This window comes from Acinetobacter sp. 22512 (genome assembly GCF_052044755.1).
Classification (GTDB): Bacteria; Pseudomonadota; Gammaproteobacteria; order Pseudomonadales; family Moraxellaceae; genus Acinetobacter; species Acinetobacter pittii.
Genome location: NZ_JBQENP010000005.1, coordinates 72,459 through 97,668 on the forward strand (window position 1 = coordinate 72,459; position 25,210 = coordinate 97,668).

A 25,210-nucleotide genomic window follows, 5' to 3' on the forward strand; every position below is an offset into this window, starting at 1 on the left:
TCGTAAAGTTATTTTATTTTTAATCCTAGACCCTTTAAACTTCTATTTTATATGAGTCTTCATTTTTTAGGTATATCCGTGTCGGTTTTCTCCTTTGAGCAAGAACAGCAATTCTTTTATGAAATCAAGCAAATGCTTGACCAACAAGCTTTTGAGCGTTTGATCTTGAGCCAATATAAGGGAGAGTTGGCGCAACTGGAAAAAATCACTTTCCGTGTTGTAGAGCTACATGGACAAAAACAGCTTTCAGCTCTATACCATCATACGACCCAAGATGTGACTAAAAACTATTCATTTCAAGAAGGTTTGCAACAGATTGAGCAATTAATCACACAGTGTAAGCAAGCAAACTTATTTTCAACCACTCAAGAAATTCAACTTAAAAAAAATAAGAAAAAAGCCATATTAAATATGGGTAAAAAGCAGGCAGTAAATACGACACAAACGGTTCAGGCACATGACCGTGAAAAGCAGCGCTATGTACAGCAAGGCAATGCATTTTTAAAAGAGCTGGGTATTACTGATGAGAAAGCCCAAGTTATTCCAAGCATGGCTCGTAAATGGAAACAGATTAATAAATTTATCGAAATTTTTGCGAGTGCCTATGAACAGATTGATGCATCTCAACAAGAGTTACGCATTGTCGATTTTGGATCAGGTAAAGGTTATTTAACTTTTGCATTGTATGATTATCTGCAACAACAGCAGAAAACACCATTGATTACTGGTGTAGAGCTGCGCCGTAATTTGGTGGAATTTTGCCAGAACGTTGCAGACAAAGTGCATTTTAACCACTTAGACTTTTTTGAAGGTGACGTTCGTAGTTATCAACCGGAAAAGCTGGATGTAATGATTGCCTTACACGCGTGTGATATTGCGACTGACTTTGCTATTCATACTGGAATCCGTTTAAACGCTTCGATGATTATGTGTGCGCCATGTTGCCACAAAGAGTTACGCCCTCAATTACATAGCCCAGAAGTTTTACAACCAATGCTACAGTTTGGTATTCATGCTGGACAACAAGCTGAGATGCTGACTGACACTTTACGTGCTTTACTTTTAAAAGCGTATGGTTATGAAACCAAAGTTTTTGAGTTTGTATCGCTTGAACATACCAGCAAAAATAAAATGATTTTGGCGACAAAACGCAAAAACGTTTCACAGCCTGACGCCAAGATTATGGCTCAAATCCAAGCATTGAAAGAAATGTATGGTATTAAAAAACAAACGCTGGAATTGTTGTTACAAGATCAGTTGCCGATCGAAAATATTGGCTGCAAGTGCTAGGAAGGTGAATGGATGTATAAAATTGTAGAGGGTGGTTGGGAACAGCTTGAGCAAGATGCGAAATACATCCGTGAACAAGTCTTTATCCGAGAACAGGGAATTGCACCTGAAGATGAATGGGACGACTTGGATGCCACAGTTCTACATTTTATTGTCTATGACAAAGAGCAGCCTATCGCTACAGCACGTTTGTTGCCGCAGCATAGCGTAGGGCGTGTTGCTGTTTTAATGCCTTATCGAAAGCAGGGTATTGGTAAAATTTTAATGCAGCATATTATTGAATATGCGCGTCATCATAAACTGCCTTACCTAAAGCTTTCAGCGCAAACTTATGTAACCACTTTTTACGAAGCTTTAGGTTTTAAAGCACAAGGCGAAGTTTACGAGGACTGTGGCATTCCACATATTGATATGGTCTTAGAGTTAAATTGAGACTTCTTTTTAGAAATCTCAATTTTAATTTATTTCATTGCATTCCAACTTTCAATTGCCTGTAGACCTGTTTCTAAACCGACTTCATAACTGTAGCGAAGCTTTTTTGGATTGGTAGTTAAACGGCCAGCCATATTTTTAAGAGGCGGTGGACACACTTCTAAAATTTGCTGGTCTGAGTTTTGACCACGAACAAAATCGACCGAAGCGTTATAACGATCACAGCGGCTACGCAAGCTACTAGCGAAACCATAATGATGTTTAAACGCATATTTTGCGAGGAATTGATCACCTCGACTACTTGCTTTGAAATAGTTTTTCGGACGAGTACGTAAAACTAACAGTTTTTTTACGCCACTTTGCTGAGCCGTCCAGCGAACGGGTAGGGCATCTGCAACACCACCATCAAAATAAGGTTCACCCATAATATCGACGGGATGACGCGTTAAAACTGGAATTGAGCTAGAAGCACGAAGCGCATTTAGCAAATTATCTTTACCCGCACGAAGATATTCTGCATGGCCTGTTTTAGCATGCGTCAACACCATATAAAAATCAGGATTTTTGGCAAAAAGACTCTGTTGATCAAGAGGATGCTCTTGCTCACCAATTTCCCACATCCATTTTAAATCAAGTAAATCGCCGCCCTTAAAAAAGCGCTTGTAATCGATAAATTCAGGACGCAGTGAATGATCAATATAAAAGGTTAGCGTGCGGCCTTGCTGGCCTGCCAGATAGTTGGCGACATTGGTTGAACCAGACGATACACCAACATATAAATCGAATGGGTTGAACTGTTGTTGTAAAAACGCGTCAAGTACACCACTGGTAAAGGCACCACGCATGCCTCCACCTTCTACAACCAGTGCGTTGCGGGAAAAATCTGTCATTTGAAAAATATCTGATTACTGAGTTGATTGCTTATGTTCTTGCATATCCATTTCAGGCATGTTGTCACTATGTTGAGCATGTTGCTCTGTAGAGTGTTCAGCCTTTTGTTGCATTTGCTCTTGTTGAGCTTTGCGCTGTGCACCTGGCATATAGTCAGGTTCATTACTCATTGCTAAATAGAAAAAGCCAAGGAAAATCGCACTTAAAACACCAACGATCAGAACAAATTTCCAGCCTAAAATTGCTGACTCGGAAGAATTTTTATCGGACATAAGAATTTCTCGAATGTGCTATAGAAGCACAAAAATGAAGTCTATTTATAGCATATTTAGGCAGGGGGCTGAAATCTTAAAGGTCATAAAGAAAAACCCATATAAATAAAATATATTTATATGGGTAAGGTTTATGCAGTTTTTTAAATATTCAATAGGACTAAGTTACTGAATATTTTGTTTCTGCTCAGCTTTAGTTTTTAGTAAAGCTGGTGGTGTAAAACGTTCACCATATTTGGCAGCCAATTCTTCTGCGCGTTTTTGTGCTTTATCAGTACCATACTGATTTAGGAATTGAATTGCTCCTCCAGTCCAAGGTGCATAACCAATCCCAAAGATAGAACCGACATTGGCATCAATTACAGACTCCAGTACGCCTTCTTCATAACAACGTAAAGTATCTAAGGCCTGTACAAACAGAATGCGATCAATCATATCTTGTTCAGAAATATCATGTTCTTTTTTCCAGCGGTTTAGGCCTTCCCATAGATGCTTTTTACCATTTTCAGGGTATTCATAAAAACCAGCTCCAGCAGCTTTACCTTTACGGTTTAACTCATGAATCATGGTGTGAACCACTTCATCTACAGAAGTTTTAGGTAAATCTTTTCCTTCGGCCTGAAGAGCTTTGCGTGCTTCACTGGCAACATGTTCGGTTAATGTTAAAGATACTTCATCTTGAATAGCGAGGGGGCCAACTGGCATACCCGCTTTCAGTGCAGCCATTTCTATACGCGCTGGGTGGACGCCTTCAGCAAGCAGGCGCATACCTTCTTGAATGAACGTACCAAACACACGACTGGTAAAGAAACCACGGCTATCATTAACAACAATCGGTGTTTTTCCAATTTGTTGTACAAAGTCATAAGCTTTGGCAAGCGTCTCTGCGGAGGTGTTTTTACCTTTAATAATTTCAACCAACTGCATTTTGTCGACAGGGCTAAAGAAATGCAGACCGATAAAAGCTTTATCATCCTTACTTGCTTGAGCTAAACCCGTAATTGGTAGGGTTGAGGTGTTTGATGCCATCACACCGTTAGATGCTAGATATTGCTCGGCTTCTTGAGTGACTTTAGCTTTGAGCTCTTGGTTTTCAAATACAGCTTCAATAATTAAATCACAACCTTGTAAGTCTTCAGCAGAAGCTGTAGCCGTAATGAGCGATAAAACCTGATCACGTTTTTCTGAGGTCATGCGGCCTTGTGATACACGTTTATCTAAGAGCTTTTGTGAATATGCTTTGCCTTTCTCAGCATTTTCAACAGATACATCTTTAAGTACAACTGGAATGCCTTTTATGGCTGTTGAATATGCAATCCCTGCACCCATCATGCCTGCACCCAAAACACCCACTTTCGTGGCTTGCCATTTTGCAACGTCGGCAGGGCGGCTCGCACCAGACTTAATTGCATTTAGACCATGCCAGAAAGTGCCGATCATATTTTTAGAAATTTGGCCTGTGGTAAGCTGAGTAAAGTAGCGAGACTCAATACGCAGAGCAGTATCGACATCGACTTGAGCACCTTCAACTGCGGCAGCCATAATTGCTTCAGGGGCAGGGTAACAACCTTTGGTTTTGTCTTTTAACATGGCTGGTGCAATTGCAAGAACTTGTGCAACTGCTGGAGTTTTTGGATCACCGCCTGGAATTTTATAACCCTTCACATCAAAAGGCTGCTGAGATTTTGGATTGGCCTTGATCCAAGCAATTGCTTTATCTAAAAGTTCTTGCTCATTTTCGGCAGTGTCATGAATTAAGCCTAAAGATTTTGCTTTATCAACACCGAACTGTTTGCCCTCCATTAAAAATGGGAACGCATTTTGAAGTCCGAGGAGACGTACCATACGCACAATACCGCCGCCGCCTGGTAACAAACCTAAAGTGACTTCTGGTAGGCCAAATTTGCTTTTCAGGTCATTGATTGCAATACGGTGATGGCAACTTAAGGCGATTTCCCAACCACCGCCAAGTGCCGTGCCATTCAATGCTGCAACCACGGGAATCCCTAGTGTCTCAATCGTTCTTAGATGACCTTTTAACTTCTCAACCATATTGAAAAAGTCAGTTGCATGCTCAGGCTGAACTTGAATTAGTTCATCTAGATCGCCGCCTGCGAAGAAAGTTTTTTTAGCCGAGCGGAAAATAACACCTGAAAGTTCTGTTTCTGCTTTAAGTTTCTGAGTTGCTTCATCAAGCGAGTCACGAAACTCAGCATTCATAGTGTTCGCAGATTGACCAGTTGAATCAAGCGTTAAAATGACAATATTGTCGGCATTTTTTTCGTATTGAATTGCACTCATCTTTTATATCCCTAATTTTTATACGCGTTCAATAATGGTGGCAATACCCATCCCACCGCCAACACAGAGCGTCGCTAAACCGCGCTTTTTATCTTGTCGTTCAAGCTCATCAAGTAAAGTACCTAAAATCATGGCACCTGTTGCACCTAATGGATGACCTAAAGCAATCGCACCGCCATTTACGTTGACTTTTTCAGCAGGCACATTGAGCTCATTAATAAAACGCATCACGACAGCTGCAAATGCTTCGTTGACTTCAAATAGGTCAATATCATCAATTGTTAAACCAGCTTTTTCCAAAGCTTTGCGTGCGGCAGGGGCAGGGCCAGTCAGCATAATGGTTGGATCAGTACCGACTAATGCAGTAGCCAAAACTTTAGCGCGTGGTTTTAAGTTTTGTTCTTTCACTGCTTTTTCTGAAGCCAGTAAAACAAGAGCTGCTCCATCGACAATACCTGATGAGTTACCAGCATGATGAACATGATTTACTTTTTGTGCTTCTGGATATTTTTGCAGGGCAACAGCATCAAAGCCCATTTGCCCCATCATTTCAAAACTTGGGTTGAGCTTTGCTAACCCTTCAAGTGTGGTATTGCCTTTAATAAATTCATCTTTTTCTAAAATCACAACACCTGAGTGATCTTTGACAGGCACAACTGATTGATCGAAATAACCATTTGCTTGAGCTGCCGCTGCTTTTTGTTGTGACTTTACGGCAAAGTTATCAACATCTTCTCGGCTATAGCCATCTAAGGTTGCAATGAGGTCAGCACCGACACCTTGTGGAACAAAAGATGATTTAAGGTTGGTTTCCGGATCTAACGCCCACGGTCCGCCATCAGAACCCATTGGGATACGTGACATTGATTCAACGCCACCAGCAACCACTAAATCTTCCCAACCAGAACGAACTTTCATGGCTGCCATGTTGACCGCTTCTAAACCTGAAGCACAAAAGCGGTTAATTTGCACACCTGCAACATCATCATTCCAGCCCGCTGCAATCGCTGCTGTTTTGGCAATATCACCGCCCTGATCACCAATTGGTGTCACGCAGCCCAGAACAATATCATCTACTTTAGATGTATCGAGTTGATGGCGTTGCTGTAATTCGTTTAATAGAGTGGTGAGTAATGTGATTGGTTTTACTTCGTAAAGAGAGCCGTCTTTTTTTCCTTTTCCGCGTGGTGTGCGAATGGCGTCAATAATATAAGCCTCGCTCATAACAGTTCCTTTTTTTATTACTTAAACTTTGTCGTGTTTTTGAGTGTACTGTTTTTAAGAGGGAGTGCAATGACGATAAGCGCACCAGTCAGGTGATGATTTTTGCCAATGGCGATACAAAAAAGCCCAAGTTGAACTTGGGCTAAATGTGAAACTAAAGAGATTTAAGAATTAATGGTAACCATGGAGCTGGCGATATAGACCGGGAGTAACACCAGTCCACTTTTTAAATGCACGGTGGAATGTACTGGTTTCACTAAAACCAACTTGCTGAGCAACATCTTCAAGTGTTAACTCAGGATTGAGTAATAAATGAATCGCAGCATCTCGGCGTAAAGCGTCTTTCACGCCCTGATAGCTTTTACCTTCGGCAGCTAGGCGGCGGCGTAAAGTTTGCGGAGATAAATACAACATTGATGCAACGTCATTGAGCGTTGGCATTTCTTCACCAATTTGGCTTTTGAGTACTTCACGAATACGTGAAGTCAATGAATTGGTATTTTTGAATTTTACTAAAAGCTGAGCAGGGGCTGCTTTTAAGAATTCTTCTAATGTTTTTTCATCTTGGCGAATTGGCAAATCAAGATAATCAGCCGCAAAGGTTATTTCGGTACGCGGTGCGTCAAATTGCATAACCGGCGCAAAGAATAAAGCGTCATATTCATCTGCATGTGCAGGACGTGGATAGCTAAAATGAACACGTTCTAATGGTAAGCGACGTTCAATCAGCCATGATGCCAATCCATGCCAGATCATGAGCATACTTTCAGTAATGAAATGATCCGGATCTAATGTTTTTGGAATGAGAGGTACTAAACGTGCTTCGTGTTTGTCACGCTCCAGCGTTACTGACCATTCATCACCAAATAATTTGTAAAATTGAGATGAAAGTTCAAGGGCTTGGCCCAAGGTTTTTGCATGAATAATCAACTGACACATAATGGCAAAAGTGCCCAAACGACGCGGTTGTACATCGAAACCGACGTGTTCGTCTTGTGTGACCATCCATAACATTTTTATAAAACGGGTATATTGTTCTGGTGAGATTCGAGCTTTAGGTTGACGTAATAGTTCCGCTTCGATACCCACATGTGAAAGTAACGTCTCGACATCCATGCCAAGGCGCTTTACGCCTGTCAAAGCCGCATTCACGAAGTGGATGCTAATCGTATCGCGACTCATATTGAATCCTTCAGTCTCTTTGATGTTCACTTTAAATTGACCTAAATGACCGTCTAAAAAAATAAATTGGCGATTTACAACAGTGTAAAAGCACTTTTTACATGTTAAATTGCCGAAATGATCAAGGTAAATGGCTGAACATGACATTGTTTTAGAATATTTGCTTAACTAATATAAAAGAAAATTCGAATAATAGTGGTTAAAAAAACGATGACGACTGCATTAAATGGACTTAAAGTTCTCGATTTCTCGACGCTCTTACCTGGACCTTTCGCCACAATGTATTTAGCCGATATGGGGGCAGAAGTCATCCATATTGAATCTCCATCACGTCCAGACCTCATTCGGATTATGCCGCCCTATGCAAATGGGCAGGCGACTGCACATAGTTATCTAAATCGAAATAAGCAGTCGATTGTTCTCGACTTAAAAAATGCTGCAAGTATTGATCTGATTAAAGCCAAGATTTCTGAGTTTGATGTTGTGATTGAGCAGTTTCGGCCAGATGTCATGCGCCGTTTAGGGCTGGACTATGCCACCCTTGCAGAAATTAACCCGCGTTTAATTTATTGTTCAATTACAGGTTATGGCCAAACTGGAAGTTATAAAGACCGGGCTGGGCACGACATTAATTATTTAGCTTTAGCTGGTATTGCTGGGTATAGCGGCCGACAAGATAGCGGTCCGCCACCGCTTGGTATTCAGGTTGCCGATATTGCTGGTGGTTCATTACATGCAGTCATTGCGATCTTGGCTGCTGTAGTTGAACGCAGCCGTAGCGGTATAGGTCAATATATTGATATTTCCATGACGGACTGTGTTGCGAGTCTAAATAGCATGGCAGCTTCTGCCACACTTGCTGCACAAGTTGAACAGGCTCCCGAGCAGGGGATGCTCAATGGGGGGATTTTCTATGACTATTATATGACGCAAGATGGCCGTTATCTTTCTATCGGTAGCCTTGAACCACAATTTATGGCAGGTTTGTCTGCGGCATTAGACTTACCTGTGTTATTACAAAAAGGCGCGTCATTAGATGAGCAAGATCGACAAGAAGTTAAGCAAGCCATTCAAGAAAAAATTAAAGCCAAAACATTCAAAGAATGGCATGAAATTTTTGCAAATCTCGATGTTTGTGTAGAACCCGTATTGAGTTTAAGTGAGGCTTTAAATTCACCGTTAGCACAACAACGTGGATGGATTGTGAATGTTCCTTTGCAAAATAATACGCCAGATACAGAACCACAAATTGCATGCCCAATTAAGTTTTCACGTTCGCAAATGAGATATTCCTTTGTAGGTCAAAAACTTGGCGAAGGGCAGTGGTGAGGTTAAGGGGGCTATTTCTTATACAGTATGTATTGAAATTATTATCTGAATAATCAATTGATTAACATTTTGAATAATTTCTTTACATAAAATTAGCGTAACCTTTATAAACAAAGACATAAAAGGTTCGTAAACATGAAAACGCATAAATCTTTGATGGTTTCCTGTTTATCCGTTTTATCAATTACTCTTTTTGTTCAGCATGCACAAGCTGCTGCTGCATTTGACCCAAATGGTTCTTGGATGTTGGGTGATTGGAACGGGCAACGTACAGCGTTGCAAGCACAAGGTTATGATTTTTCTTTTGGATATACCGGTGAATATGCCGGTATTTTAGATTCCAAACAAACATCTACACACGGTAGTGCTTATACAGGGCAACTTGCTTTAGGTTCTCATTTGGACCTAGGTAAAATTTTAGGGTGGCAAGATACAGAAGCTCAAATCACATTAACTTATCGTGATGGGCAATCGCTTTCTGAACATTCTCCAGCATTGGCTGGGCACCAAAGTTCTGTTCAAGAAGTGTGGGGCCGTGAACAAACTTGGCGTTTAACAGATTTATGGATCAAGAAAAAATTCCTTGATCAGAAGTTAGATGTTAAAGTGGGCCGTTTTGGTGAGGGTGAAGACTTTAATAGTTTTGACTGTGATTTCCAGAACTTGGCACTTTGTGGTTCACAAGTGGGTAACTGGGTAGGCGATCAGTGGTATAACTGGCCAGTTAGCCAATGGGCAATGCGTGTCAAATATAACTTGCAACCTGATTTATATACACAAGTGGGTGTATATGAATATAACCCTGAAAACTTGGAACGTGGCAAAGGCTTCAACCTAAGTACAGATGGTTCTCACGGTGCAATTATTCCAGCAGAAGTAGTTTGGTCACCTAAATTAGGTGTGCAAAGCATGCCTGGTGAATACCGTTTAGGTTATTACTATAGTACTGCCGATGCCAAAGAAATTGCAGATTCAACTAAAACATCTCATAAGCAAGGTGTTTGGGTAACTGCAAAACAGAAATTATTCCAGCCAGCTGATCAAACTGACCGTGGTTTAACAGGGTTTGTGAACCTAACTTTCCACGACTCAGATACCAACAAAGTTGATAACATGCAAAATATAGGCTTAGTCTATAAAGGTTTGCTCAATCAACGTCCTCAAGATGAGTTGGCACTTGGTGTTGCTCGTATCCATATCAATGATGATTGGAACGATGTTCAAGCCAAAGAATACGACACCGAATATAATACCGAGCTTTACTATGGTATTCATGCCACTAACTGGCTAACTATTCGTCCAAATGTGCAATATGTTCGTCATGTTGGTGCATTAAAAAATGGTGATAACACTTGGGTAGGCGGTATTAAGTTCTCAACTGCATTCTAAGTAATTATTCCGAAAACGGATTGTCGAGGGTTAAATCATTGATTGAAGTATCCTGACCTTCCGTTTTTTTCTTTATGCCTGAATTTTGTTTTAGACGTATTGGTGATGTCATTTTTCTATAAGTTTTTTGGCACATCTTTCCGATAAAAATGATGATTGATAAGAGGTGGTTTATGAATCAACCTTCTTCAAGATCAGGTTTAACGACTTTTACCGTAATTATTATTGGGTTATTGGCGTTATTCCTGCTAATTGGAGGTATTTGGCTCGCTACACTAGGCGGTTCAATTTACTATATTGTAGCTGGAGTCTTACTTCTCATTGTTGCATGGCAACTCTACAAGCGCGCTTCTGCTGCTTTGTGGGTTTATGCCGCATTAATGCTAGGTACTATTATCTGGAGTGTCTGGGAAGTTGGAACAGACTTTTGGGCGCTTGCACCACGTTTAGATATTTTAGGTATTCTTGGTTTATGGTTATTGGTTCCGGCTGTAACTCGTGGAATCAACAACCTTGGATCAAGTAAAGTTGCCTTATCTTCAACTTTAGCAATTGCAATCGTGTTGATGGTTTATTCTATCTTCAATGATCCGCAAGAAATTAATGGTGAAATCAAGACACCTCAACCAGAAACTGCTCAAGCCGTTCCGGGTGTTGCAGAGAGCGACTGGCCTGCTTATGGTCGTACTCAAGCTGGTGAACGTTATTCTCCATTGAAACAGATTAATGACCAGAACGTAAAAGATCTGAAAGTTGCCTGGACATTCCGTACTGGTGATTTCAAAACAGATAATGACTCTGGCGAAACAACCAATCAGGTTACACCAATTAAAATTGGTAATAACATGTTTATCTGTACGGCTCACCAGCAGTTAATTGCGATTGACCCAGCTACAGGTAAAGAAAAATGGCGTTTTGATCCGAAGCTTAAAACGGATAAATCGTTCCAGCATTTAACTTGTCGTGGTGTAATGTATTACGATGCAAACAACACAACTGAATTTGCGACAAGCTTACAAACTAAAAAGTCGACTTCAACTCAATGTCCACGTAAAGTCTTTGTTCCAGTCAATGACGGACGTTTAGTTGCTGTAAATGCTGACACAGGTAAAGCATGTACTGACTTTGGTCAAAATGGTGAAGTGAATTTACAAGAATTCATGCCATATGCTTATCCAGGTGGTTATAACCCAACATCTCCAGGTGTTGTTACTGGTTCAACAGTGGTTATTGCCGGTTCGGTTACCGACAACTATTCAAATAAAGAGCCATCAGGTGTTATCCGTGGATATGACGTAAACACTGGTAAGCTTCTTTGGGTATTTGATACTGGTGCAGCAGATCCAAATGCAATGCCAGGTGAAGGTACAACCTTTGTTCATAACTCACCAAATGCTTGGGCACCTTTAGCATACGATGCCAAACTTGATATCGTTTATGTTCCAACAGGTGTAGGTACTCCAGATATCTGGGGTGGTGACCGTACCGAGTTGAAAGAACGTTATGCAAACTCAATGTTAGCGATTAATGCTTCTACTGGTAAATTAGTGTGGAACTTCCAGACAACCCATCACGATTTATGGGATATGGACGTACCATCTCAACCATCTTTAGCGGATATCAAAAACAAAGCTGGCCAAACTGTTCCTGCAATCTATGTATTGACGAAGACAGGTAATGCCTTTGTGCTTGATCGCCGTAATGGTCAACCGATTGTTCCTGTAACTGAGAAACCAGTTCCACAAACAGTTAAACGTGGACCACAAACTAAAGGTGAGTTCTATTCAAAAACTCAGCCATTCTCTGACTTGAACTTGGCGCCACAAGATAAATTGACTGATAAAGACATGTGGGGTGCCACTATGCTTGATCAGCTCATGTGTCGTGTATCTTTCAAACGTCTAAATTACGATGGTATTTATACTCCACCATCTGAAAACGGTACTTTAGTTTTCCCTGGTAACTTGGGTGTATTTGAATGGGGCGGTATGTCAGTTAACCCTGATCGTCAGGTTGCTGTAATGAACCCGATTGGTCTGCCATTCGTCAGTCGTTTAATTCCTGCTGATCCAAACCGTGCACAAACTGCAAAAGGTGCAGGAACTGAGCAGGGCGTACAACCAATGTACGGCGTACCGTATGGTGTTGAAATTAGCGCATTCTTATCTCCGCTTGGTTTACCTTGTAAACAACCGGCTTGGGGCTATGTAGCTGGCGTTGATTTGAAAACTCATGAAGTGGTATGGAAAAAACGTATTGGTACAATTCGTGACAGCTTGCCGAACTTGTTCCAGTTACCAGCTGTGAAAATTGGTGTGCCTGGTTTAGGTGGTTCAATTTCTACTGCCGGTAATGTCATGTTTGTTGGTGCAACTCAAGATAACTACTTACGTGCGTTTAACGTTACTAACGGTAAGAAACTTTGGGAAGCGCGTTTACCAGCAGGTGGACAAGCAACACCAATGACTTATGAAATCAATGGTAAGCAATATGTTGTAATCATGGCTGGTGGTCATGGTTCATTTGGTACGAAAATGGGCGACTATTTAGTGGCTTATGCCTTACCAGATAACAAATAAAAAGCTTTTATAGAAAGGGCCTGGATTTATCCGGGCTTTTTTTATGTCGATTTATATTAAAGCTTATCAATAAAACCGTTATTAAATATGCAAAAAAAGCATTTTATTGATGAATAAAAGCTCGCTATGCTATCCGCCTTAATAATGAATCTACTAGCCATACGCCATGTATTTATATACCGATTTCGACCAGCAACTGGTTAATGAACGAGTTGCTCAGTTCCGTGATCAAACAGAACGCTATTTAGCTGGCAAACTTTCTGAAGACGAATATCGTCCATTACGTTTGCAAAATGGTTTATATGTGCAACGTTATGCGCCTATGCTGCGTATTGCTGTGCCGTATGGCTTAATGAATTCTAAACAATTACGTAAAGTTGCTGAAGTTTCAACTGCTTATGACCGTGGCTATGCACATGTATCTACACGTCAAAACATTCAGTTAAACTGGCCTGCACTTGAAGATGTGCCAGACATTTTGGCTGAACTTGCAACTGTACAAATGCATGCCATTCAAACCAGTGGTAACTGTATTCGTAACACGACAACTGACCAATATGCAGGTGTGGTTGCTGGTGAAATTGCAGACCCACGTCCAACATGTGAGTTGATTCGTCAGTGGAGTACATTCCACCCAGAATTTGCATTCTTGCCACGTAAGTTCAAAATTGCTGTTTCTGCACTTGAAGAAAAAGATCGTGCGGCAACTGCATTCCACGATATTGGTGTTTATATCGTGCGTAATGAAGCAGGCGAGATCGGCTATAAAATTATGGCTGGTGGTGGTTTAGGCCGTACCCCTATCATCGGTAGTGTGATTCGTGAGTTTTTACCACGTGAAGATTTAATTGCTTACTTAGAAGCGGTTTTACGTGTTTATAACTTGCATGGCCGTCGTGATAACAAATATAAAGCGCGTATCAAAATTCTAGTTAAGGCATTAACTCCTGAAGTGTTTGCACAAAAAGTTGAAGCTGAATTTGAACATACACGTCAAGCATTAAAGATTCAGCCAGAAATCTTGAAAAAACTGGATGAAGAGTTCACTCCATTTGCTTACCAAGATTTAGCAGATGAAGACTTCACAGCTTTATTTGCTGAGCATCCAAAATTCAAACAGTGGTTCAACATCAATACGCATGCACATAAAGTAAAGGGCTATCGTATTGTTACGATTTCTTTAAAACGTGCAGGCATCGCACCGGGTGATATGACCACCGAAGAAATGAATTTTATTGCAGATCTTGCTGATAAATATACGTTTGGTGAACTTCGCACGACTCACGAACAAAACATTGCTTTGGCGGATGTACCTCAAAAAGATTTGTTCGATGTATGGCAAGCGCTTGAACAACAAAATATGGCGCGTGCACATATCGGCTTTATTACCGATATCATTAGTTGCCCAGGCGGTGATTTCTGTTCACTTGCAAATGCGAAATCAATTCCAATTGCTGAAGCGATTACACGTCGTTTTGATGACTTAGACAAAGTTTATGATCTTGGTCATTTGGATCTAAATATTTCTGGTTGTATGAATGCTTGTGGTCACCACCACGTAGGTAACATCGGTATTTTAGGTGTAGATAAGAAAGGTGCTGAATTCTACCAAATTACATTAGGTGGTAATTCAGACCATGATGCATCGATCGGTGACATCTTAGGACCATCTTTTGCAGCAGATGCTGTGCCTGATGTTATTGAAGAAGTATTGAATACTTATCTTGATCTACGTACTGAAGGTGAGCGTTTTGTTGATACATATCGCCGTGTAGGAATTCAACCATTTAAGGAGCGTGCATATGCTTAATACAGCTCTACCAGTGCTTTATAAAGATGGCACGATTACAGATAATACTTATCAAATCATTGCTGAAGATGGTGTTATTCCCCAAGGTGATGTTGTTGTAACAACAGCTCAACTCGATCAATTAGCTAACGTTCAAGGCAAAAAAGCTTTGTATGTGACTGTAAATGATTCACCTGAAGAGCACACATTTCCATTAAATGAACTTGATGCAATCTTCATTGAGTTTGCGGGTTTTGGTGATGGTCGTGGTTATTCATTCGCTGCACTACTACGTCGTCAAGGTTTCCAAGGTGAGTTGCGTGCAACTGGTGATGTGTTTAAGGATGTCTTAAACTATTTAAAACGTTCAGGTTTTGATAGTTTTGTGATTAAAGAAGGTAAAGATGTGCAAGAAGCGGCAGCTGGTTTGCAAGACTTTACCAACCCGTACCAAGCTTCAACAGCCGTACCTCAAGCAAGTTATCAAACTGGCGCTTAAATAGTTTTTAAATATAAAGGCTGAACTCAGGTTCAGCTTTTTTTTATGAATAATTTTTAAATGACTCAACTGAAGAACAACAATGTTAGGTTTAATTTCAAAAATAAATCCTGGTGCTTGGTGGCTACTTTTTGCTATTGCGACAGATGTACTCTCAACATTTTATTCTGCTAAGGGGAATGGCTTAGTCAATAAAACAGCTCAGGGTATTGCTCTGGTCTTGTATATTATTTCTTTTGCATGCGCTGCTATTGCTTTGAAATATATGCAAGCTGGAATCTTATATGTGCTTTGGTCTGGGATAGGTGTATTAGCAACAGCTTTTTTGGCAAAGATTTTTCTTGGTCAGAATATCGATGTGGCAGGATGGGTGGGAATTGGTTTTATTACTGTAGGCTTAATGATTATTGCGCAATATTCCAATATCGATGTTTAAAGCCCTTATAGAAATATTAAGTATCTCTATAAGGGCTAAATATTGAACATATTAGGTATCGAGCTGGCAGTTAACCATCCACTTTATACCGAACTGATCGGTAAAAGCACCGTACAATGCGCCCCAGAACGTTTTTTCTAAAGGCATTTCAATTTGACCATTAACAGATAAAGCATCAAAAAGTTGTTTTGCTTTTTCTTGCTCATCTTTTTCAAGGTTGATCGAGATATAGTGATTATTTCCTTGGGTAAAAACGCTGTTAGGGGCACAAAACTGATCATTTGTATCTGAGGCCATAAGCACAGTGTACTCATTAATTGGTAAAGAAACATGTAGAACCAGATTTTTGTCGGCTTCCGATAAGGTCACACCTTCAGGCGCTGGCATATCACCATAACGGCTTAACATACCGAATTCACCACCAAATACTGATTTATAAAAGTTAAAGGCTTGTTCTGCTTGACCTTGGAAATTGAGATAGTGATTGAGTTGCATTGTTATTGTCCATTGTTGTTTTCGTTTAAAGGAATAAGTTAAAACTTAAAAGTGATTTTGTGGGTCATTTTTTGTAGTTTTTTCATAAAAAATCCCACCGAAGTGGGATTTTAAAATAATGAATTTGGATTAAATGAGTTCAATTGCAACCGCTGTTGCTTCACCACCACCAATACAGAGTGCAGCAATACCTTTTTTACCGCCAGTACGTTTCAGTGCATGAATAAGTGTAAGAATAATACGAGAGCCCGTAGAACCTACAGGGTGACCTAGTGCACAAGCACCGCCATTGATATTCACTTTCTCTGCATCAAGTTTGAAATCATCAATTGGACACATTGTAACCATAGCAAAAGCTTCGTTAATTTCCCAAAGATCGACGTCTTGAGCATTCCATCCCGCTTTTTTAAGAACTTTTTCAATAGCACCAACTGGAGCGATCGTAAATTCTGAAGGATGCTGAGAGTTTGATGCTGTCGCGATAATTTTCGCAAGTGGTTGTAAACCGCGCTGTGCTGCAACTTCACTTGAAGTTAATACTAATGCAGACGCACCATCCGAAATAGAACTTGCATTTGCGGCGGTAATCGTACCGTCTTTTGCAAAAGCTGGTTTGAGTGAAGGAATCTTGTCAATCTTGGCATTTAAAGGTTGTTCATCCTGATCAACAACGACATCACCTTTACGACTAGGTACGGTAACTGGAACGATTTCGTCTTTGAAATAACCTTCAGTAATTGCTGTTTGAGCACGTTTCAAAGAGCGAATCGCAAAGTCATCCATTTGCTCACGTGTATAGCCACGAGTATTTGCCATATCTTGAGCAAAAGAACCCATTAAACGCCCAGTTTCAGCATCTTCAAGCCCGTCAAAGAACATATGATCTTTAATTTCACCATGGCCCATGCGGTAGCCAGCTCGTGCTTTTGGTAAAACATAAGGTGCATTTGTCATAGACTCCATGCCGCCGGCAACAACAACTTCAGCACTACCTGCTTTAATCATATCAGCGGCTTGCATAACAGCTTTCATGCCAGAACCACAAAGCTTGTTAATCGTTACTGCACCTGTAGAGTCTGGTAAGCCAGCTTTACGCATCGCTTGACGTGCTGGGCCTTGCTTTAGGCCAGCAGGCAGTACACAACCCATAATAACTTCTTCGACATCAGTAGGCTGTAAACCTGCTCGTGCGATTGCTTCTTTAATCGTTACCGCACCTAATTCAGGCGCTGTAAGTCCTGATAGTGATCCTTGAAAACCACCCATGGCAGTACGAGCACCATTTACAATTACGATGTCAGTCATTGTTGTAATCTCCGATTGTTCTTAATCTCAAAATAAGAAATGTTTAAAACCTAGGCAGTATATTGCAAAAATCAAAGAGAGATATCTTCTGCATTAGACTGTAGAGTTCTAACAATTTTTAAGGTCTTCTAAACGGGTGTGTCCCATTTTGCTGAGAATTAATTTAAAGTTTTTAAGCTGGTTATAAGAACAGTAAGTAAAAGTGCCGTTAGATTCGCGTGGGAGTCCTGTGTCGCCCTGAAATACAATACTATTTAGTTTTTTTCCAAACTTTTGAAATTTTAAAGAACCGTAGCGATGAGCAAATTCAACATTGGTTAATACTTCTTCATTATTTTCTCTTTGTAGATTCTGATTCGTGTCTACAAAGCTTATAAGACTTGTATCCCAGTTACTATTACATGTAGACAAATCAACACTTGGGCAAAGTACGACACTCTTATGTCGTAGAATTGCGTCGTATTTGGCTTTTTGTATATGAATTGTGAGTAGTCGAGACGAATTTTTTAATTCTACAGAAGCCATAAATTGATGATATAAAGGAAGCGCTATAGTGGCCATAATCATAAGAATTGCGAGCGTTATAGCGAGTTCCAACAACGTGAAACCGGGAGATTTAAACATTAAAATTCCTTAATATATAAATAGGTGTTTTGATTTTATGCTTTCTATCAATGATTTATAATGATTTTTATAGTGAGGAAACACAAAATTAAATAAAGGTTATCAGGATGCTAGAATACTGGTAAAATCACCGTAAGCGAAAGAAAGAAGTTGTTCATATTTGCTAGTTGAGTGAAAAATTACCGAATTACAACGGAAATTGTAAGTAATTTTGTCAATAATTTACTTGATTAAAATTATCAAGCACTTGGAAAGTCTATCAAGTGTTTGTATGATTCAAATGTGAATAGCTTAAAAATAATACTGGGGTGAAAATATCTCAGGGGCCAATAAATTTAGGCTGAGCTTGAACAACAATTGTTATCTCTGGAGGATATCCATGAAATTGAGTCGTATTGCACTTGCTATGCTTGTCGCTGCTCCATTAGCTGCTGCTAATGCTGGCGTAACTGTTACTCCATTATTGCTTGGTTACACTTTCCAAGACAGCCAACACAACAATGGTGGTGACAAAGGCGAGTTAACTAACGGACCTGAATTACAAGACGATTTATTCGTTGGTGCAGCTCTTGGTATTGAGTTAACACCATGGTTAGGTTTCGAAGCTGAATATAACCAAGTTAAAGGTGATGTAGATCCTAACTACGGTGAATACAAACAAAAACAAATCAATGGTAATTTCTATGTTACTTCTGATTTAATCACAAAAAACTATGACAGCAAAATTAAGCCATATGTATTGTTAGGTGCTGGTCACTACAAATATGAGTTTGATGATGCTCGTTTAGCATATCATGATGGCGAAGAAGGTACTTTAGGTAACGCAGGTGTAGGTGCTTTCTACCGCTTGAATGATGCTTTATCTCTTCGTACAGAAGCTCGTGGTACTTATAACTTTGACGAAAAATTCTGGAACTATACAGCTCTTGCTGGTTTGAACGTAGTTCTTGGTGGTCACTTGAAGCCTGCTGCTCCTGTAGTGGAAGTTGCTCCAGTTGAACCAACTCCAGTTGCTCCACAACCACAAGAGTTAACTGAAGATCTTAACATGGAACTTCGCGTGTTCTTTGATACTAACAAATCAAATATCAAAGACCAATACAAACCAGAAATCGCTAAAGTTGCTGAGAAGTTAACTGAATACCCTAACGCTACTGCACGTATCGAAGGTCACACAGATAACACTGGTCCACGTAAATTGAACGAACGTTTATCTTTAGCTCGTGCTAACTCTGTTAAATCAGCTCTTGTAAACGAATACAACGTTGATGCATCTCGTTTGTCTACTCAAGGCTTCGCTTGGGATCAACCGATTGCTGACAACAAAACTAAAGAAGGTCGTGCTATGAACCGTCGTGTATTCGCGACAATCACTGGTAGCCGTACTGTAGTTGTTCAACCTGGTCAACAAGCTCAATAATTTGAGTTTTTGAACAGTAAAAAAGCGACTCGTTAGAGTCGCTTTTTTTATTGCGATTTTTAAAATATTTAGTCATTTCTATGTCTCCTTAATAATAATTACTTTCGATCTTGGTTTAAATTATTTACCAAACACCTTTCTTCAATTGCTGTTTAGCGTCTTGTCTATCTCTACGATGTTGAGCACGAGGTTTCTCTGTTTCATGTATTCCACCTTTGTGAAGTAAAGGGGAAAGAGCCACTTGATTACGGACTTTGATTTTTGACATTTCTTTAATTTTCATGTTTTAACCTTTAATACATAAAACTTGTTTAAGTGTGTGAACGACTTCAATGAGGTCTGACTGATTCGCCATGACTTCATCAATGTCTTTATAGGCGCTTGGAATTTCATCGACAACGCCACTGTCTTTACGGCATTCAATACCTTGGGTTTGTTCAATAAGATCTTGCTGATTAAAAAGAACTTTTGCTTTACTTCTGCTCATCTTGCGACCAGCGCCATGAGAACAAGAACAAAATGATTCAGGATTTGCTTTGCCTTTAACGATATAAGATCGTGCTCCCATTGAACCTGGAATAATACCTAACTCATCTAAGCCTGCTCTAATTGCACCTTTTCGGGTAATCAATAGATTTTCGCCAAAATGTGTTTCACGGCTTACATAATTATGATGACAATTAATCGCTTCTTTTGTCATTTGAAAAGAAGGGAGAGGAGGGCGGATCGCTTCTAAAATTAATCGCATCATCTCTTTGCGGTTTTCAAAAGCATATTCTTGTGCCCACTCTACAGCTTCTACATAATCATCAAAACTTTTTGAGCCTTCAGCAAAATAACTTAAGTCTTTATCAGGAACATGGCCAAAGCGATGCTGAGCTTCTTTTTTGGCTAACTCAATAAAGTAAGTACCAATAACATTACCAAGCCCTCTGCTACCTGAATGTAGCATTACCCATACGTCTTGATTCTCATCAATACATAACTCTATAAAGTGATTACCACCACCCAAAGTCCCAAGTTGCTTTTGCCATGTTGCATCAAATTGTCGAAGCATTCGGACAAGACCAGGATGCTTTTTGATAATTGGTTCTAAGCATTTTTCAAGTGGAATAATGCTAGAAGCTTTCGCTTTGACTTGTTTATGCAAAGCAAAGCCAACAGGGACTTTACGTTCAATTGCATCACGCAAACGACTTAAGTTATCAGGTAATTGTGAAGCCTTTAAACTCAAGCGAATTGCATTCATCCCACATCCAATGTCAACTCCTACAGCAGCAGGAATAATGGCGTGTTTGGTTGGAATAACACTACCTACAGTAGCGCCTTTACCCACATGCACATCAGGCATAACTGCAATGTGAGAATAGATGAATTGCAGCTGAGCCATTTTTTTGAGTTGTTCTATACTTTCACTATCTATATCTTGAGTGAAAATTTTAACAGGGACACCATAGAGTGCCTCCTTGTTTAATATTTTTTGTATGCCCATAATTTTTCTCTTATTTTTCCGTCCGAATAGGCATAAAAAAACCTAGCGAATGCTAGGTTCTAAGTTTAAGCATTCGGACAAGTGGTGTGAATTTGTACACTTGTCCGTGAGCTGACATCGTGCCAAATTATTTAATCTGTTTTACCTTGTACTAATGGCATGATGTCCTCCTTATTTAAAAGTGCCGTTGAAAATCTGAACGGCATTTTACGCTTTTTAAATCAAAGATCAAGCTTTTGATCTTTGATTTACTTTAATGACCAGTTTTAATCTTGCTCAGGTTTGACGTTCATTTGATCGTAAGAGATCAATTTGGTTTTATTTTTCCACTTATAACCTAACCAAATGATCAAGAACAGTGGCAAGCTAATATAAGTTGAAAGTAAGCCTAACCAATCAATTTTTCCACCTAAAATGGCTTGGTAGTTCTGTCCTAAGATAATGATTGAACAGAGAATAAATGCAAACCAAGGTGCAAATGGGAAAAACTTGGCACGATATGCTAAATCTTCTAATTTATAGCCTTGAGCAATGTATCCTTTACGGAAACGATAGTGTGAAATCGCGATTCCTAACCAAACAATAAAACCACACATACCCGACATATTGAGTAGCCAGTTAAATACTTGTTTTTCACCAATAAATGTCGTTAAGAAACAGAATGCAGCAATAAACGTCGTTGCATATAGCGCGTTCATTGGAACGCCACGACCATCGAGTTTTGCAAACCACTTTGGTGCACGGCCTTCTTGAGCCATTTTAAACAACATACGAGTTGAGGAATACATGCCTGAATTACCTGCTGATAAAATAGCAGTAAGAATGACAGCATTCATTAAACTCGCAGCAAAAGCAAAACCTACTCTTTCATAAAGCAATGTAAATGGAGATAGTGCGATATCTTCAGTGGCAGCTGCTTGCAGTAAATTCGGGTCATCATAGGCAATCAGAGTGCCGATAATGAAAATACAGAGGATATAGAATAATAAGATTCGCCAGAAAATCTGTTTGATTGCAAGTGGAATTGTCTTCTTTGGATCTTTTGATTCGCCTGCAGCAACCCCAACCATTTCGGTTCCTTGGAAAGAGAATCCGGCAATCATTGCTACACCAATCATGGCTTGTAAACCGCCTACAAAAGGTGCCTCTTTATAGGTCCAGTTACCAAAGGTTGCAACACCTGGAGTTAGCATAATCTTGATGATCATGGCTAAGCCAATAATAATAAATGCAACAATCGCAATTACTTTAACCATCGAAAACCAGAATTCGCTTTCCCCAAATCCCTTTACTGTCATGGCATTGATCAGAAAGATAACGATAAGGAACAGGGCACTCCAATAGAACCCTGGAATATCAGGGAACCAGAACTTCATAATAAATTGAACCGCAACAAGTTCGAATGCAACCGTAATTGCCCAGTTATACCAATAGTTCCAGCCTAGAGCGAAACCAAAGCCTTCTTCGACATAACGACTGCCATAAGTAAAAAAGGCACCGGATGTTGGTGTGTGAGTTGCAAGCTCACCTAAGCTGGTCATTAAGAAGTAAATCATAATGCCAATGAGTGAATAGGCGAGTAGCGCTCCACCAGGGCCAGCGTTTGCAATGGTTGATCCAGAAGCAAGGAAGAGGCCTGTACCAATGGAACCACCAATGGCGATCATATTCAGATGACGAGCCCCAAGCTTACGCTGGAGTTTTTCAGGAGCATGTGTTTCGCTCATGGAGATTCCTTACATAGTTTGTTATGCACAGGCATATAACACCTTAAAGCCTTGATGATCAGTTTTAATCTGGCACTGACCAAAGTGCTTCTCAATTAAGATCGGATAGTTTAAAAAACGGTTTGCTACAATCCATAGCTCACCTGATGCCTTTAAATGTTTTTTAGCGTTCTGGCAGAGTCCTTCACTTGCATCATAGTTGGTATGAATACCCTGATGAAAAGGGGGATTACTGACAATGGCATCGAGTTCTGTTGGAGCGTCTGCAATTCCTGTAACAGGCTGCAATCTCAACTGGTCTGAACCTATTCCATTTCGACTAAAAGTCATTTCCGTTGACCGTAAAGCGAAAGCATCAATATCTAGGGCATGAATAATATTACTTGAATTTATTTTTGCCAAATAGCAACTGATAATTCCAGCACCACACCCGAAGTCGGCAATTCTACCTGATTTCACCTGATTAAGATAAGGGAGTAAAACAGCAGTTCCGACATCTAGATGATTTTGACTAAATACACCGGGAAGGGCACAAATCGTAAGCTCTTGTTCATTAACATGAACAGTGTAAGTTTTAAGCCAACTTTCGAGAGGTTTAAGCTGTTCTGTTTTTTCAATCTTTAAGTGCCATAGCTGACAGTGACGTGCACTATCAAGTTTAAGTACTTTGCCGAAGCTTTGTAATTGTTTGGCAGCGCGTTCAACACCACCTTTTTTTTCACCTACTAAAAAAACAGATTGAGCAGTTTTAAGATTGCTCATTACGACATGCAATATGTAATTTAACAGTTCTTTAGATTTGGGAACAAAAATGACAGCTTGATCGAATTCTTGTAATGGAAACTCAACTGAGAAATGCGCATTTGTTCCACTATTTATAAAGCTCTGGTAGTCAGCATGGTTCCATGTCCAGACTGACGCATCAATATCAGCTGGTAGTTGACTAACTAAGGCATCATTCGGTGCATTAATGAACAAGATTCTACCTTTTAAATAGTCTTGCTGTCTTAATATCACTTCACTTCTAGGATCCATGTACATCTCTCATGAAGAAGAATGCCCAGTGGAAACTGGGCAGTAATCAAAATTAAAAAAATAGTTATTTATGTGTTTCAGGAAGTACAACATTTAAAATTAATGCTGCTATACCACCCGTCGCTACGCCAGAGCTAAAAATATTTTTAAATAATTCTGGTAGGTGTTCCAAAATTTGAGGAACTTGAGCAACACCCAAACCTAATGCAAGTGAAATTGCGATAATCAAAAGTGCTCTGCGATCAAGGTGAATCGATGAAAGAATGTTAATGCCTGATGCAGCAACCGCACCGAACATGACCATCACAGCACCACCTAAAACTGCTTGAGGAACTGCTTGTATTACACCAGCTACTGCTGGAAATAAGCCCAATAAAATAAGTAAAGCAGCAATCCAGATACCCACATAACGACTTGCAACCCCAGTGAGTTGGATTACACCATTATTTTGAGCAAAAACAGAACTTGGGAAAGTATTAAATAATCCAGCTAATAAAGAGTTTGCACCATTTACTAAAACACCGCCTTTAATGCGTTTCATCCATTCTGGACCATTAACGGGTTGGTTTGAAAGTTTACTGGTTGCAGTCACGTCACCAATCGCTTCTAAAGATGTAACTAAATAGATAAAAGCCATTGGAATGAATAAGCCCCAAGAAAAGCTTAAACCAAAGTGCATTGGCGTTGGAATCTGTACAAGAGGCACATCTTTAATACCTGAGAAATCTAGGTAACCCATAAATCCTGCAAGAATGTAACCAATTACTAAAGCAATTAAGATTGCTGAAGTTTTAATCCAAACCACCCGAATGCGGTTTAGCACAATAATAATAGCAAGTACGGTACATGACATAATAAGGTTGTCTGCACTTGCAAAAGTATGGTCTTGCATGGCTTGGTAGCCACCACCCATACTAATCAAGCCTTCCTTAATAAGCGTTAAGCCAATTAATAGAACAACAATACCAGTCACCAAGGGAGTAATTAATCTTTTTACCCATGGAAGAATTTGCGAAACACCCATTTCAATAAAGGAGCCAGCAATTACTACACCAAAAATTGCAGCCATAACTTGGTTTACAGGAGTTCCTGCGGCAACCATTGCACTACCAATACCAATAATTGGTCCAATAAAGTTAAAGCTTGTGCCTTGTACAATCAGAAGACCTGCACCAAACGGGCCGACTTTTTTACATTGAAGAAATGTAGCAATACCCGAAATCACCAAAGACATAGATAAAATCATGTTAGTTTCGGTGCGTGATACGCCTAAAGCTAAACAAATTAAAAGCCCTGGTGTAACAATTGGTACAATAATCGCAAGCAAATGCTGGAAAGCTGCTAAAAAAGCGATCAAAGGTTTTGGTCGATCATCTAAGCCATAAACAAGGTCAAGATGGTCTTGAGAGTGTTGATTGGACATGGGTGTAGGTACGCCGCAATTTCGCAAATTGGCGCTATTCTAATCGAGATACCTATCTTTACAAAACGAAATACAG

Annotated in this window: 22 protein-coding genes; 9 read left to right on the forward strand and 13 right to left on the reverse strand. The window is 39.9% G+C overall.

Annotation, left to right across the window (positions count from 1 at the left end):
* The first annotated feature begins 78 nt into the window (after positions 1 to 78).
* Complete coding sequence (locus ACTJJG_RS07305; RefSeq protein ID WP_032056696.1) at positions 79 to 1,290, forward strand: class I SAM-dependent methyltransferase; 1,212 nt, start codon at positions 79 to 81, stop codon at positions 1,288 to 1,290.
* A 12-nt stretch (positions 1,291 to 1,302) separates the two neighbouring features.
* The gene (locus tag ACTJJG_RS07310; protein ID WP_002116394.1) at positions 1,303 to 1,722 is read left to right on the forward strand and encodes a GNAT family N-acetyltransferase; all 420 of its coding nucleotides are present in this window, start codon (positions 1,303 to 1,305) and stop codon (positions 1,720 to 1,722) included.
* Between the two features lie 29 nt (positions 1,723 to 1,751).
* Here the strand turns inward: ACTJJG_RS07310 and ACTJJG_RS07315 are convergent, their stop codons facing one another.
* The 5 genes from ACTJJG_RS07315 to ACTJJG_RS07335 form a co-directional block, all read right to left on the reverse strand.
* Positions 1,752 to 2,612 carry a patatin-like phospholipase family protein gene (locus ACTJJG_RS07315; protein WP_032056695.1) on the reverse strand — a complete coding sequence of 287 codons (861 nt, stop codon included), beginning with the start codon at positions 2,610 to 2,612 and terminating at the stop codon, positions 1,752 to 1,754.
* A 15-nt stretch (positions 2,613 to 2,627) separates the two neighbouring features.
* Positions 2,628 to 2,885, reverse strand: coding sequence for a hypothetical protein (locus ACTJJG_RS07320; protein ID WP_001280981.1), 258 nt, complete (start codon positions 2,883 to 2,885; stop codon positions 2,628 to 2,630).
* A 165-nt stretch (positions 2,886 to 3,050) separates the two neighbouring features.
* Positions 3,051 to 5,186 (reverse strand): 3-hydroxyacyl-CoA dehydrogenase NAD-binding domain-containing protein, encoded by a 2,136-nt coding sequence (locus ACTJJG_RS07325; RefSeq protein ID WP_069119218.1) that lies wholly within the window; start codon positions 5,184 to 5,186, stop codon positions 3,051 to 3,053.
* Between the two features lie 18 nt (positions 5,187 to 5,204).
* Entirely contained in the window at positions 5,205 to 6,410 is a 1,206-nt protein-coding gene (locus ACTJJG_RS07330; protein ID WP_005122760.1) for an acetyl-CoA C-acetyltransferase, read from the reverse strand.
* 171 nt (positions 6,411 to 6,581) lie between these two features.
* A complete protein-coding gene (locus ACTJJG_RS07335) occupies positions 6,582 to 7,592 on the reverse strand; it encodes an AraC family transcriptional regulator (RefSeq protein ID WP_000085721.1) in 1,011 nt (336 codons plus the stop codon).
* A gap of 210 nt (positions 7,593 to 7,802) precedes the next feature.
* On the opposite strand from ACTJJG_RS07335, the gene ACTJJG_RS07340 reads away from it, so the two are divergent.
* The 6 genes from ACTJJG_RS07340 to ACTJJG_RS07365 all read left to right on the forward strand — a co-directional run bounded on the left by ACTJJG_RS07340 (position 7,803) and on the right by ACTJJG_RS07365 (position 15,613).
* Positions 7,803 to 8,921, forward strand: coding sequence for a CaiB/BaiF CoA transferase family protein (locus ACTJJG_RS07340; protein ID WP_002157336.1), 1,119 nt, complete (start codon positions 7,803 to 7,805; stop codon positions 8,919 to 8,921).
* A gap of 156 nt (positions 8,922 to 9,077) precedes the next feature.
* A complete protein-coding gene (locus tag ACTJJG_RS07345) occupies positions 9,078 to 10,310 on the forward strand; it encodes a carbohydrate porin (protein WP_002001352.1) in 1,233 nt (410 codons plus the stop codon).
* 173 nt (positions 10,311 to 10,483) lie between these two features.
* Positions 10,484 to 12,889, forward strand: coding sequence for a glucose/quinate/shikimate family membrane-bound PQQ-dependent dehydrogenase (locus tag ACTJJG_RS07350; RefSeq protein WP_233752462.1), 2,406 nt, complete (start codon positions 10,484 to 10,486; stop codon positions 12,887 to 12,889).
* Positions 12,890 to 13,055: 166 nt separating this feature from the next.
* Positions 13,056 to 14,699 (forward strand): nitrite/sulfite reductase, encoded by a 1,644-nt coding sequence (locus tag ACTJJG_RS07355; protein ID WP_372552714.1) that lies wholly within the window; start codon positions 13,056 to 13,058, stop codon positions 14,697 to 14,699.
* Positions 14,692 to 15,177, forward strand: a complete 486-nt coding sequence (locus ACTJJG_RS07360) for a DUF934 domain-containing protein (protein ID WP_017385604.1) — start codon at positions 14,692 to 14,694, stop codon at positions 15,175 to 15,177. Before ACTJJG_RS07355 ends, ACTJJG_RS07360 begins: the two co-directional genes overlap by 8 nt.
* An 82-nt stretch (positions 15,178 to 15,259) precedes the next feature.
* Complete coding sequence (locus tag ACTJJG_RS07365; protein ID WP_002116446.1) at positions 15,260 to 15,613, forward strand: DMT family transporter; 354 nt, start codon at positions 15,260 to 15,262, stop codon at positions 15,611 to 15,613.
* A 51-nt stretch (positions 15,614 to 15,664) separates the two neighbouring features.
* Here ACTJJG_RS07365 and ACTJJG_RS07370 read toward each other — a convergent pair whose 3' ends face one another.
* From ACTJJG_RS07370 to ACTJJG_RS07380, 3 genes are all read right to left on the reverse strand, one after another.
* Entirely contained in the window at positions 15,665 to 16,108 is a 444-nt protein-coding gene (locus ACTJJG_RS07370) for a VOC family protein (protein WP_005072758.1), read from the reverse strand.
* A 129-nt stretch (positions 16,109 to 16,237) separates the two neighbouring features.
* On the reverse strand, positions 16,238 to 17,413 hold the full coding sequence (locus ACTJJG_RS07375) for a thiolase family protein (protein WP_014207591.1): 1,176 nt from the start codon (positions 17,411 to 17,413) through the stop codon (positions 16,238 to 16,240).
* A gap of 108 nt (positions 17,414 to 17,521) precedes the next feature.
* The gene (locus ACTJJG_RS07380; RefSeq protein ID WP_017400271.1) at positions 17,522 to 18,037 is read right to left on the reverse strand and encodes a GspH/FimT family pseudopilin; all 516 of its coding nucleotides are present in this window, start codon (positions 18,035 to 18,037) and stop codon (positions 17,522 to 17,524) included.
* Positions 18,038 to 18,416: 379 nt separating this feature from the next.
* Between ACTJJG_RS07380 and omp38 the strand changes: the two genes are divergently transcribed.
* A complete protein-coding gene (gene omp38 / locus ACTJJG_RS07385) occupies positions 18,417 to 19,457 on the forward strand; it encodes an outer membrane protein Omp38 (RefSeq protein WP_002116311.1) in 1,041 nt (346 codons plus the stop codon).
* A 124-nt stretch (positions 19,458 to 19,581) separates the two neighbouring features.
* On the opposite strand, the gene ACTJJG_RS07390 is transcribed toward omp38, so the two are convergent.
* The 5 genes from ACTJJG_RS07390 to ACTJJG_RS07410 form a co-directional block, all read right to left on the reverse strand.
* On the reverse strand, positions 19,582 to 19,740 hold the full coding sequence (locus ACTJJG_RS07390; protein ID WP_002116121.1) for a hypothetical protein: 159 nt from the start codon (positions 19,738 to 19,740) through the stop codon (positions 19,582 to 19,584).
* A 3-nt stretch (positions 19,741 to 19,743) separates the two neighbouring features.
* Positions 19,744 to 20,949, reverse strand: a complete 1,206-nt coding sequence (locus ACTJJG_RS07395; protein ID WP_005064298.1) for an RtcB family protein — start codon at positions 20,947 to 20,949, stop codon at positions 19,744 to 19,746.
* A gap of 266 nt (positions 20,950 to 21,215) precedes the next feature.
* A complete protein-coding gene (locus ACTJJG_RS07400) occupies positions 21,216 to 22,676 on the reverse strand; it encodes an amino acid permease (protein WP_014207587.1) in 1,461 nt (486 codons plus the stop codon).
* A 21-nt stretch (positions 22,677 to 22,697) separates the two neighbouring features.
* A complete protein-coding gene (locus ACTJJG_RS07405; RefSeq protein ID WP_002116028.1) occupies positions 22,698 to 23,711 on the reverse strand; it encodes a methyltransferase in 1,014 nt (337 codons plus the stop codon).
* A 64-nt stretch (positions 23,712 to 23,775) separates the two neighbouring features.
* A complete protein-coding gene (locus ACTJJG_RS07410; RefSeq protein WP_372552716.1) occupies positions 23,776 to 25,134 on the reverse strand; it encodes a uracil-xanthine permease family protein in 1,359 nt (452 codons plus the stop codon).
* Positions 25,135 to 25,210 lie beyond the last annotated feature (76 nt).

Excerpts from the sequence above, each read along its gene's own strand:
- ACTJJG_RS07310 (WP_002116394.1), top strand. The coding sequence starts at position 1,303 with ATGTATAAAATTGTAGAGGGTGGTTGGGAACAGCTTGAGCAAGATGCG.
- ACTJJG_RS07315 (WP_032056695.1), bottom strand. The coding sequence starts at position 2,612 with ATGACAGATTTTTCCCGCAACGCACTGGTTGTAGAAGGTGGAGGCATG.
- ACTJJG_RS07320 (WP_001280981.1), bottom strand. The coding sequence starts at position 2,885 with ATGTCCGATAAAAATTCTTCCGAGTCAGCAATTTTAGGCTGGAAATTT.
- ACTJJG_RS07325 (WP_069119218.1), bottom strand. The coding sequence starts at position 5,186 with ATGAGTGCAATTCAATACGAAAAAAATGCCGACAATATTGTCATTTTA.
- ACTJJG_RS07330 (WP_005122760.1), bottom strand. The coding sequence starts at position 6,410 with ATGAGCGAGGCTTATATTATTGACGCCATTCGCACACCACGCGGAAAA.
- ACTJJG_RS07335 (WP_000085721.1), bottom strand. The coding sequence starts at position 7,592 with ATGAGTCGCGATACGATTAGCATCCACTTCGTGAATGCGGCTTTGACA.
- ACTJJG_RS07340 (WP_002157336.1), top strand. The coding sequence starts at position 7,803 with ATGACGACTGCATTAAATGGACTTAAAGTTCTCGATTTCTCGACGCTC.
- ACTJJG_RS07345 (WP_002001352.1), top strand. The coding sequence starts at position 9,078 with ATGGTTTCCTGTTTATCCGTTTTATCAATTACTCTTTTTGTTCAGCAT.
- ACTJJG_RS07350 (WP_233752462.1), top strand. The coding sequence starts at position 10,484 with ATGAATCAACCTTCTTCAAGATCAGGTTTAACGACTTTTACCGTAATT.
- ACTJJG_RS07355 (WP_372552714.1), top strand. The coding sequence starts at position 13,056 with ATGTATTTATATACCGATTTCGACCAGCAACTGGTTAATGAACGAGTT.
- ACTJJG_RS07360 (WP_017385604.1), top strand. The coding sequence starts at position 14,692 with ATGCTTAATACAGCTCTACCAGTGCTTTATAAAGATGGCACGATTACA.
- ACTJJG_RS07365 (WP_002116446.1), top strand. The coding sequence starts at position 15,260 with ATGTTAGGTTTAATTTCAAAAATAAATCCTGGTGCTTGGTGGCTACTT.
- ACTJJG_RS07370 (WP_005072758.1), bottom strand. The coding sequence starts at position 16,108 with ATGCAACTCAATCACTATCTCAATTTCCAAGGTCAAGCAGAACAAGCC.
- ACTJJG_RS07375 (WP_014207591.1), bottom strand. The coding sequence starts at position 17,413 with ATGACTGACATCGTAATTGTAAATGGTGCTCGTACTGCCATGGGTGGT.
- ACTJJG_RS07380 (WP_017400271.1), bottom strand. The coding sequence starts at position 18,037 with ATGTTTAAATCTCCCGGTTTCACGTTGTTGGAACTCGCTATAACGCTC.
- omp38 (WP_002116311.1), top strand. The coding sequence starts at position 18,417 with ATGAAATTGAGTCGTATTGCACTTGCTATGCTTGTCGCTGCTCCATTA.
- ACTJJG_RS07390 (WP_002116121.1), bottom strand. The coding sequence starts at position 19,740 with ATGAAAATTAAAGAAATGTCAAAAATCAAAGTCCGTAATCAAGTGGCT.
- ACTJJG_RS07395 (WP_005064298.1), bottom strand. The coding sequence starts at position 20,949 with ATGGGCATACAAAAAATATTAAACAAGGAGGCACTCTATGGTGTCCCT.
- ACTJJG_RS07400 (WP_014207587.1), bottom strand. The coding sequence starts at position 22,676 with ATGAGCGAAACACATGCTCCTGAAAAACTCCAGCGTAAGCTTGGGGCT.
- ACTJJG_RS07405 (WP_002116028.1), bottom strand. The coding sequence starts at position 23,711 with ATGGATCCTAGAAGTGAAGTGATATTAAGACAGCAAGACTATTTAAAA.
- ACTJJG_RS07410 (WP_372552716.1), bottom strand. The coding sequence starts at position 25,134 with ATGTCCAATCAACACTCTCAAGACCATCTTGACCTTGTTTATGGCTTA.